Raw genomic sequence first — 11,067 nt, 5'->3', positions numbered from 1 at the left:
ATTAAATTTTAATCCTCGCCTTTTAATGTATGGGATACCCGATACCGTTTCTTCTAGCTCAGGGATTCTATTTTCAACAACTATCATTTCAGCCAGTTCCAATCCACCATACATGAGGCCAGTTTCGTCGCCCCCACTCACTACAATTTTTTTGTTTTCCTTATTAATTGTGTAGGCTTGCTCCTTCAGTGTTGTATCGATTTTCAAGACTACCTGGGTTCTGGTGGTCGTTTCCAACCCCTGGATTGCTCTACAAATATGTTCAGATGCAAATTGTGCCTGTTGTGAACTGGTTAAAATTTCAAAAACGTTAGTATTATTTGCCTTACAGGACAATAAACAGATTAGAATAATAATCGGAGCTAATTGGTTTAGTTTAATCATTATAATTGGTTTACAACAAAACAAAAAAAGAACAATTCACTTTAAATGAATTGTTCTTTTGTTCTGAAATCTACCTCAGCTGTACAGGAGTATTTATTAGATAAAGAAATTTAAAACTCCCGAATTTCAATATCTTTAAACCGAATATAATTGTTTGAATGTTTATGCAACTGGAGGGCAATGTGCCCACTACTGGAGACTTTGTTTTTTACATGATCATCATTGTCTAAAATTCCTGTTCCATCATAATCGGCTACTTTTACATTATTTACGAAAGTGGTGATATGATTTCCATTACAAATGATGCGCATATCATTCCAGCCTGGCTCTTCATCTTCCTTGTAATACACCACCTTTTGAGGAGCATATTCTTCTTCAGAGATTTTCCAATCAGGCAAATCGGGGAAAATCCAACGACGCGTTCCACGAGTTTCATCGTAAATAAAACCGTTACGCCACGGTCCGCTGGGGTGAATATCAATTTGAGGTCCATCGAGCCAACCAACATAATCCTCGTCAACTTTTGCTTTTTCATCGTACCGACTTCGAATCTGAACTCCTGCATTTCCCTCGTTCTTCTCCGAAGCCTGAAATTTTAAACGCAGTTCAAAATCGGCAAACTCATCGATGCTCTGCAACCATATATATTGATGGTCGGTATTTCCTTTGGTGTCGCAAAGTATAGTACCATTATCTACCGTCCAATACTTTTTCTCTCTATCGACCTTGACACACTTAACTTCCCACCCTTCAAGACTGGTTCCATTAAAAAGAGTTTTCCAATTGTGTTGTGCTGAGAATACCTCTATCGTATTCATATTGCCACCTCCTTTGTTCGGACTACCAGCTGCAATATAAATATTGTTGTCATAAACTATTGCTCCACTTCCATGTCGCCCATGAACGAGAGAAGACAGTTGCTCCCATTTTCCTGTTTTTATGTCAAAACATTGAGTTTCGAAATAGGCTTGCGGGCGACTTCCTTCACCTCCAAGGTAGAATAATTTATTATCGATTTCAACCAAACCTCCAGCGGCAGTTGGAACAGGCAATTCCTCTTTTAATGTCGTCCATGTTTCTTGCTGAAAATCGTAAACATCTACCTCAGGAACGGTTGCGGTGAAAAATGCCCCGAAATTATCAGGTTGATGCACACTTGTATTTCTTCCCCCTACGCAGTATAGTTTGTCTTTTACTACAATTGCAGGGAAATGATCTCTAACATGTGGCGCTTTAGTTAAAACTTTCCACTCTCCGGTTTTTAAATCGAAACTATCGAAATAATTATTTGTCCCACTGGTGTGACCATATTCAATTCCTCCAACTATGTAAATTTGATCGTTATACACGACAGCTCCCGATCCTCCTCTTCGTCGATCTATCGGAATCTCAGCTCCTTTTTCCCATTTATCAGTTTCCGGATAGTATATCCATATGTTTTCAAGAGGTAACTCTTTCGGATATTTCCCGGTCATGGCACCCATTAAATAAATAGCATCGCCATAAACCACTGCCTGGAAATGGTGTATTTCCATAGGCGATTCTCCTTTGGTTTCCCAGCAGTTTGTTTCCGGGTTGAATACGTTTACAGGGTTTATTCCCCGCCCTCCCAACAGATAAAACTTACCATTATACTCAACAAAGGCATTTTCGTGGCGGCCTTTAGCTTCTCCAGTGGCATCAATGGTTGTCCATCGATAATCCGACATTGGCTGCGAATAGCTAACTCCGGTAATAAAAAGAAGCGTTGCAGTCAGCAAAAGAAAAAAAGTCTTTTCATTCATTTTTGTTTTATTCATATTGTTTGAAGATACAAATACTTCAGTTGACAATTACCTTACAAACCTGCATTTGTATTCCACTTTTAGCTTGCATAAAATAAATCCCCTTCTCATAATCAGATAAATTGATCAAAATAAATGATGTTGAATAATTGATGGCTCTAATAAGTTTTCCAGAAATATCGTACAAACGTAGCTGGCCCTTTCCTTCAAGTCCTGAAATTTTGACGAAGGAATCGCTAGGATTCGGATAGACCTTCATCGTTTTACCAATTTGTGGACCGGTTTTGGCCGAAGTTATCGTTGATAGCAAAGTCGAATCAATCGGCATATCAAAATAGTCATCGCCTTCTGCAAAAGTTACTTCAATAGTGTGATTTTGTTGAACATCTTCGAATAGTAACATTTGTTTGCGACCGACACTTTGCCCATCTACCTTAACTTCCTTAATTTTAAAGCCTTCGAGGGGTTGAAAAGAAACAGTTTGAGATGTCCCTCCCGGACAATCAATTAGCCCTGCATTTCCTCTGGGGAAACACTGGCCACCTTCACCACACACCACATTAATTTTGTAAAGCTCACCGCTGGTGTTAAAAGTAATATTCCGAACATATTTGTCAACGTCGGTATTTACCTCGTTCGAGCCTTGCAAATTAAGGCTGAAATAGTTTTTGTAATTATCGAAGGTTACCAAGGTACCATCAACAACAAAATTGGTAAACGTAAAATTCTCAACCCATGCGATACGATTATCACGTTTCAGTCCTTTTAATCGATTTAACTGAACCTCACCATTTGTGCGCTGAAAGGGGTAATCTGCTTTTATATTAATAAACCTAAAATCGCGAAACCAGGTGTCGTAATTAGTGGACGTTCCTTCATCAAGAATCTGTGCATCTACCAGATTGGTTATAGGGTGGTCAATATGAATATTTTTGAGCTCAATATTATGGGTTTGTATACCAAAATCGGCTTGCGAGCCAACAACGCCATCGTTGTTTGAATACCTGTTTTTGGTTTCGGAGTTAATGATATGATTATTCTGAAACCACCAGCCTTGGCCCCCCAAAGAGCTCCACGAAATCATTCCCACTGAACCGTTAAACATGGGCCAGATAACTGAATTTTTAAACATATGATTGCCCCGTGTATAGTCATAATCATCCATGGTTTTTATAAAAATTTCATCAACCACTGTACCGTCTCCCGGCCGAACACCATCGTTATTATAGTTAAAGCCCAAAATTTTAATATTCTTAATCAATCCTCTTTTTCCCGATGGACAGGTGTGGTGAAAAGGTTCGATAATACAAACGCCATCCATTCGAATATCATCGCAGCCAATTAAATCTACAAAAGCTTCTTTTGTAGCAGTTCGGTGCACCCAATTCCCTTCGTTATCAAATTCAGGAATCAGTATTTCATGAAACAAATGATCGCGACCCGATATTACTCCACGGCCGTAAATCCATACGTTTTCATGACCACGACCATTAAAACAGCCACGCACATACGCCCCGGGAGCCAAATAAATTTTTTGAGATTTATTCAATCTTAGCTGACCATGGTAAAGCGGTGAAGCTTCCATATCATCAGGATTGGTTAGAAATTCCTGTCTATTATCCTTATGCTCTTTCATCTTGTGGTCGCCTGCTGGAAAGTATATGATATCGGCATTTCTTATGGTTTCAATATCAGTATCATTGTTCCAAACTACCACGCCCTGATCGGTTGGAAGAGGAATATCGTAACCGGCCTCACTCTCGGGGTTATCGGCAAAAAGCATTAATCCGTGTTTTATATGCGTACCACCTGCCCCGTCGCTATCGCGATTGTCTGCCGACATAAAATTCACACTAATGTAGCCCCATTCTTTTATGGCAAAACGTACCACCTGCCCATCGAAATAATGCGGGTTGATGTTGTAAGCTTTTGGAGTAATTTCCACTCTTGTTGCCAATTCTCCGAATAACTTTGTTACTTCTATTTCAATGGGACCACTAAAAGCGAAGGGAGCAAACGAAGTTATTCGATCACCGGTAATATTAAAAGCACTGGACTGTTCGCCACAAATTGGATGTTCGTATGGTTCGCGAGGAACCACATTTAATGAAGTTATTTCGTGCCAGCTCCCTTGGATTCCATCTTCGTTTAAAACACGCGCCCTTACAGCATATTGTTCTGAAATGATTTCGGGATCGGAACTTGGAAATGGATAAACTTCAAGTTGAGCATTTGAACTGAAAGTTATCGCAAAAAATAAAATGGTAATAAATATTTGTTTCATTGGTAATAGCTTATATTATCACCAAAAGTCGCGAAGGTTAACTGTTTGATATTGTTTATGCGTCTTTTTGTTTTGTTTTATTGTACACAATACGGGCATAAAGTAAGCTAACAACCCATTTTGAAAGGATTCAATCATTTAACCAACTGAATACAACAAACCACACAACATACTAAATATCAAACGAATAAAAAACATCTGCCGCAACTAACATGCTATTCCAATTCCTACAAATTACTCTTTAGAGTATTTAATGCCTGTCGTAAAGCGGCTTTGTCCTGATCTGAAATACCATTAATTTTTAGTGCATCCTGATACAATTTAATGGCCAGTTCTTTTTTACCATCACGCCAGTAAATATCAGCAAGGAAGTTCATAGCAGGCAAAAATTCAGGTGTACCTTTCACCATTTTCTCCAACATTCTAATGGCTTCTGATTTTTGTCCGTTTTGCATTTGGTAATACGCAAGGGTATAACCATAATCCGAATTATCTGGACTAGCCTTATATGCAGCCTCTGCATATTTGACAGCACCTGACAGATCGCCCTTATTGGCCAAAATTACACACAGGTTCTTGGCTGCCACTGCTTGCTGTTCAGGATTTGCTTCGAAAGCTGTTAGAAGGGCTTTTTCTGCTTCATCCATCCGGTCCTGTTCGGCCAATAACAAGCCTAAGTTAAGGTTCGCGGCTTCGTTTTTTGGATCAAAATCCAGTACCCTTTTTAGATTTTGTTCGGCCTTTTCGTTGTTGCCAACATACGAATATAGAACACTGCTGTTTATTAGTGGCAGAACCGATTCCGGATAAAGACGGGCTGCCGTTTCGTATGAACTTAATGATTGACTCACTTCTCCTTTGTTCTGATGATAGAGCCCCATATTATAATGATTACTCCAGCTATCAAGTCGAGAAGTCATTGATGCTACATACTCTTTCTCTGCATCGGCAATAATTGTCCGTTGTTCTGAAGTAAATTGATCTTGTGGAAAAGATAAAATAGCATTGGCAGCCTGTACACGCACTAAACGGATATTATCCTGACACGCTTTCAGCAAGGCATATTTCACCTTTTCTGTAATAATGCCTCCCAAACCATATGCTGCCGATGAGCGCACAAGTTCCGATTTATTATTCAATGCATCAATCAATACTTCTGTTTTTGATGCACTGGGGAAATTACCCAACAAACGAATAAGCGAATTAGCTACTACTTCGTCTGTTTCCGGATTGCGGATGTATTCATACATTTTTTCTACATTTTCCCAATTCATATCACGGGCTTCTTTAATCATTTGTGCCCATTGCAGAGTTTCTTCCTGGTAATCACCATTAGGACGAGCCTTTACAATTTGATTAGCCCATTCTGGAGATTTATCCTTATGACATTGATTACAAGCATTTGGCGATCCAAACTTAATGGTAGCCTCGGGCATTGGAGGCCTGAACGAGTGATCACTACGTAGAAAACGCCCCACAAATTCGCGCTTTGGCATGTGGCAACTTAAACAGGTCAACCCAACTTCTTCCGGATGGCCAGTATGCGTTTCCATATCCTTAATACGATTAGTATGACAGTTTAAACAAGCCTGGTTCGGATTGTCTCTATTTCTATCTCGCCCACTTGAGGTGTGACAGGTAACACAATGTAAATCGCTCATTTCTATACAAGGATTCATCATCCATTCGGTCATTGTATAATTCTCCCCAAGCGAACGTCCATCGGGATAAAAATCTCGATCCTCGAGCGTTGTCAGATTATAATTATCGAAAAACTTATCACCGGGCATAAAACTTGGAGTAATTGGATTCATTTTCGCATGACAAGGTGCACAGGCAGCATTGTTCTGTTCCTGTGTAAAAACCTTTGTACTGATTAATCCAAGTTTATCAGCCTCCTCCCCTTCTTTTAAGGCTTTGAAAATACGTACGTGTTCTCCTGCCGGCCCGTGACAAGTCTCACAGTTAATACCAGGTTCTTTCCATGTTGTATGATACGTATCAGTTTTCAAATCAAAATTGGTACTTAACTGGCTAATATGACAGCTGTAACATCCTGTATTAAAAGCAAACATATCATCTTTCCAAGGCAGAGCTTCGTCATCCGGATACTCGTCACTAAAATGACGCATACCCGCCATAGGATAATTAAACCATTCCTCACGGTTTGCATCATAAGCTAATGGAATATTCTGAAGTTTCCCCTTCTCAAAAGGAGTTAGAAAAGTGTATACATTATGTCCCCCCATAGCATAGATTACATCATAAGTTGCAACAAGTTTTTCTCCATCGTACTCGTACATCATCATTGTTGAGTCTTTAAACTCCACATGAAACTGATGCCCTTCAACGTCAATTGATTCACTGTTTGGCACACTATGTTTTGCCATGAATTCAGCATTTATTGGCATCATCGCCTGTGCATGATACGATGGTTGCCACAGCTTATAGAAGTTCTCGTGGCATTCGATACAACTTTCCGATCCGGTAAACTCATTGCTCTGTTCTTTTTGCGCTTGTGTACAAGACAATATTGTAAGCAACAAAATAAATCCATATAAAAATTGAATTTTCTGAAAAGACATAGGCAAAATTATTGCAAACGTTAACGAATATTATATACTTTTTATAGTATTGCTACTGATTTTATGAAAAATCTATTAATCATTCTTTTCCATCAAGTCTTCATCAAAATCAGACATGTTAATCCATCCTGGCTCTAGTTTCTCACCATTCATATAGCGATTGTAGAAGTTACGATCGGCACCGGAATACTCATAATTATCAAATACATCCCCGTTACCCAGAATTCTTGGATCATTTTGTTTTGTCAACTTCATTTTCATTTCATTGGACATCTTTTCTTTTAGTCCTGTGAATTCAACACTATCAGCCAGATTTTTCATACAGAACGGATCTGTATTAATATCATATAATTCTTCAGAAACGCGTTTACCAAAATTAAGTTGCCAATATTCCATTATTCCTTTTTTACGGCGCGTGTCTAAAATATATGTTTTTGTTGGGCTACCATCACAATTCAGGTAACCTGTTTCTGGATTCCCCAGTGGCCAGCGATCAGTTTTAAAGTTATGAAGATAAAGAAATCCGTTTTTAATTAATCCCCTAACCGGATATCCTTCATCCTTTGGACGACCAATATCATGGCGTTCTTTACCAACTAACACAAAATTGCGTTCTTCTGTTATTGTTCCTTCCTTTTCTGAATAAAAAATATCGGTCAAACTTTTTCCGGTCACAGGTTGCATTCCGGTCGCCTCAGCAGTCAATCCCGTTAGTTCAAGGTAGGTTGGTGTAAAATCAATGAAGTTAACAAAATCATCCACCACCCTACCAGGATTTTTTATTCCCTTAGGCCACATTATGGCAAGAGGCAAATGATTTGAGTATTCGTAAACCTGTCCTTTAATTCGAGGGAAAGGCATGCCGTTATCCGCCGTAACAATCACAATGGTATTATCTAGCTCACCAATCTCTTCCAGTTTTTGAAGCATCCTTTGGAGGTGGCTATCGAAATATTCAATCTCGAATGCATAGTCGAGCATGTCTTTTCGAATTGTATCGGCATCGGGCCAAAATGGTGGTATTTCATCAACTTCATCGATTGTTTTACCACCGTATTTTATACCCGCTTCAAATTCATAGGCGCGGTGCGGCTCGGTACTTCCATACCAAAAACAAAATGGCTCGCCTTCAGGACGTTTTTCAAGAAAATCTTCAAAATTTTTAGCATAATCGATATTCGAGATATGTTTGGCCGGTGGTGTTGTTTTAAACTTATCGAATTTAGGTCCGGTAAGTTCGCGTTTTTTTCCATCTATTTTTCCGGGATTACCTGGTGCCCAACCTTTGGCTACACTTCCTACCCAATACCCGTTTTCACCCAAAACTTCGGCATAGGTTTTAAATTTTGCCGGAAAATATGGAAAATGATTGGCCGCGTCTTCCAGTTGCCAGCTGTTTCTGCCGGTTAATATACAGGATCGTGACGGAGCACATTTTGCATTTGGAGTATAAGCATGTGTAAATAAAATTCCATGCTCAGCCACCCGGTCAAAAGCCGGCGTGTTTACCCAACTGCAACCATATGCGCCGAAATGCTTCCAGGAAGCATCGTCTGCAATTGCAAAAAGGATGTTGGGACGAGGTTGTTTTTTCTCTTCCTGTTTACAGGAAAATACAACTAAGATTAGAAAAAAAAGATAGCTAAAATGCTTCATAATTTTACAATTTATAAATTACCTTAATTCTTCCAGATAGCCCATATTGGAGTTGTGGAAACATTTTCCTTATAACGTTTAAAGAGGATGCTCCCGTTACCGGGGTACATCCTCTCTTCCAAGGTTTCTACCTAAACCAATTAAACCTAACCTACCTATATTTTCGCATTGCGATTATCGCTATTCGATTTAGTTTTGGATAGTAATTGAAAATTCTTCATATTCCATATTGTTGTCACGGTAAACCAATTGGTCTACTGCGTGGTGAGTAACACCATTTACAGTATAATAATAGTCCAAATTCAATGTCATGTGTCCACGTTCTCCCCAAACCACAGCATCCGGATCGTCGGCATTTACAAATGTTCCTGTTCCTGTTACTGTTTCATCTCCGATTGCTGAAGAAATGGTAATATTGCCTGACTCGTTAAACGTTAACTCCACTTTAAAATTGTCGCCCTGATTTTGACCACCCAGACGATCCATATAACAGGTTGTCATCGATTTTGTGGTCAACGAGGTCAATAGATCTTGCTCAACATAATCCGCTTTATAAGTAAATGTTTCCACTACATTTCCACTCTCATCCAAAGTTTCGTCAACACCGCTATGTAAGAACATTCCGTGATAAGGATTTATGTATTTAATTGCGAAAAGTGTATAATCCTTTGGTTCAAAACCAGGCATCCAGTCCGATTTTACACGGCGGTCGGCTGAAGAACCAATTTCCGGAAGTGGTGTACCGGCTAAAACTGAATCCTCTGTACTCTGTTCAATCACTAATGGAATAACATAGTTCACCGCTGTTGAAAGTGTATCAGCAAAAAATGCATCGGTCAAATTCACACGTAATTTTCCGTTAAAACTTCCTGCCGGAATTGTGATTTTTGAAAATTCAACGCCTTCGTAATAGTTTGATGGAAGTATTTGCACTGGTCTGCCACCAACAAAAGCATTCTCGACCAACTCAGGTGCCATGCGAATATTTACCACGCGTTCTTTTGTGTTTTCGTACATACCACCAACAGATGCCCCTATACTAAAGGCATGCTCCAAATCGATACTGTTATCCGAACGGCTTTCGCCCAGAGCCAGCGTTCTTGCCGGGTATTGAATCGGGAAGTATACGGTTTGAAAATCAAAATCTTCAAATTCGTTTTCCTGATTTTCGCAGCTGAACAAAGCAACTGCAAATGCGATTAATATTAAATATTTTTTCATTGTATTCATTTTTAATATCCCTCATTTTGAATTAGATCGTATTTCAGTGTTTCAGCATAAGGAATGGGACCGAATTTATGATGCGAATCATAGTTTCTTGCTTCAACATTTACAACCGACATCGTAACCTGGTCAGGAGCAATGCTAATTCCTTTTGCAGTCTCATTCATTACATCGGTTAATCCCCAACGGCGGATATCCCAGAAACGATGTCCTTCGAAACACAATTCAATTCGTCGTTCGTTACGAATAACTTCGCGTAAACCTGCTTTATCCAAACCAGCCAAATACGTATTCGGTATGCCGGCACGGTGCCAAAGGGCTTCAATTATTTGTACAGCTGCATAACCACCAATAACATCATTCGGGCCTACTGCTTCATTGGCAGCTTCAGCAAAGTTTAACAATGCTTCAGTATAACGTGCATAAGTATAAAAATGCTGACCTCCAACAGGGCTCGAAAGTGCAGGATCAATGTCAACTCCTTCTTGTAAAAATTTACGAAGGTAGTATCCTGTTTTTGTGGAGAATTTATCGGTTCCTGGCGCATCAATGCCACTTCCACTGTAAGTGTAAATTGTACCACCATGATACGATGTGCCGTTGTAAAGGATATATTTCGCTAAACGAGGATCACGGTTTTCATAAGATGCTCCTGGTTGGGCGGGTGTGCCATCGGCCATTGGAAACGCATCAACCAAATTCTGACTTGGCCCAGTTTTCCCTTCGCCAAACAAGGATGGAGGGAAATTATCTCGTTCCCAGTTGGTCTGGTTTGTTTGACGCGCTGATGCCCAAATAATTTCAGAACTGGCCGGATCATTATAAAATTCAAGGTCCGAGTATTTTAATCCGTCCAGGCCGCCATTGTTGTTCAATAGATCGGCCGCCATTTCAGCTGCTTGTTGCATCGTAAATCCACTTGCAGAATACGATGGACTTGCAGCATATAATGCAACTCTGGATTTTAGCAAACGAACAGCTAATCCATTAATTCGGTTAGTATTACGTGCACCATTTACCTGATCAACCAGAACATCGCCTGTATCTTCCCATTTATTTGGAAGATTCTTTAGTGCTTCGTCGCAATCAGCTAAAATAAAGTTAACACAGTCAGCAAATGATGAACGCGGAATTTCATAATTGTCGTCCT

The 11,067-nt window shown here is 39.6% G+C and carries 7 protein-coding genes; all 7 read right to left on the bottom strand.

Annotated elements, in window-relative coordinates; genetic code table 11:
- A partial coding sequence (locus ABZB17_RS15380; RefSeq protein WP_372651306.1) for a hypothetical protein occupies positions 1 to 384 on the bottom strand: 384 nt, incomplete at its 3' end.
- A gap of 110 nt (positions 385 to 494) precedes the next feature.
- Entirely contained in the window at positions 495 to 2,183 is a 1,689-nt protein-coding gene (locus ABZB17_RS15375) for a family 16 glycoside hydrolase (RefSeq protein ID WP_372651305.1), read from the bottom strand.
- A gap of 22 nt (positions 2,184 to 2,205) precedes the next feature.
- Positions 2,206 to 4,452, bottom strand: coding sequence for a T9SS type A sorting domain-containing protein (locus tag ABZB17_RS15370; protein ID WP_372651304.1), 2,247 nt, complete (start codon positions 4,450 to 4,452; stop codon positions 2,206 to 2,208).
- Between the two features lie 227 nt (positions 4,453 to 4,679).
- On the bottom strand, positions 4,680 to 6,983 hold the full coding sequence (locus ABZB17_RS15365; protein WP_372651302.1) for an ammonia-forming cytochrome c nitrite reductase subunit c552: 2,304 nt from the start codon (positions 6,981 to 6,983) through the stop codon (positions 4,680 to 4,682).
- A gap of 129 nt (positions 6,984 to 7,112) precedes the next feature.
- On the bottom strand, positions 7,113 to 8,693 hold the full coding sequence (locus tag ABZB17_RS15360) for a sulfatase (protein WP_372651300.1): 1,581 nt from the start codon (positions 8,691 to 8,693) through the stop codon (positions 7,113 to 7,115).
- Between the two features lie 189 nt (positions 8,694 to 8,882).
- On the bottom strand, positions 8,883 to 9,914 hold the full coding sequence (locus ABZB17_RS15355) for a DUF5627 domain-containing protein (RefSeq protein ID WP_372651298.1): 1,032 nt from the start codon (positions 9,912 to 9,914) through the stop codon (positions 8,883 to 8,885).
- Positions 9,915 to 9,925: 11 nt separating this feature from the next.
- On the bottom strand, positions 9,926 to 11,067 hold a 1,142-nt coding region (locus tag ABZB17_RS15350; protein WP_372651297.1), incomplete at its 5' end, for a RagB/SusD family nutrient uptake outer membrane protein.

This window comes from Draconibacterium sp. (assembly GCF_041583095.1).
Classification (GTDB): Bacteria; Bacteroidota; Bacteroidia; order Bacteroidales; family Prolixibacteraceae; genus Draconibacterium.
The sequence above is the reverse complement of the archived record's forward strand: the minus strand, read 5'-3'. Positions and strand labels throughout refer to the sequence as shown.

Coding starts and splice junctions, on each gene's coding strand:
- ABZB17_RS15370 (WP_372651304.1), bottom strand. CDS start 4,452: ATGAAACAAATATTTATTACCATTTTATTTTTTGCGATAACTTTCAGT.
- ABZB17_RS15360 (WP_372651300.1), bottom strand. CDS start 8,693: ATGAAGCATTTTAGCTATCTTTTTTTTCTAATCTTAGTTGTATTTTCC.
- ABZB17_RS15355 (WP_372651298.1), bottom strand. CDS start 9,914: ATGAAAAAATATTTAATATTAATCGCATTTGCAGTTGCTTTGTTCAGC.
- ABZB17_RS15375 (WP_372651305.1), bottom strand. CDS start 2,183: ATGAATAAAACAAAAATGAATGAAAAGACTTTTTTTCTTTTGCTGACT.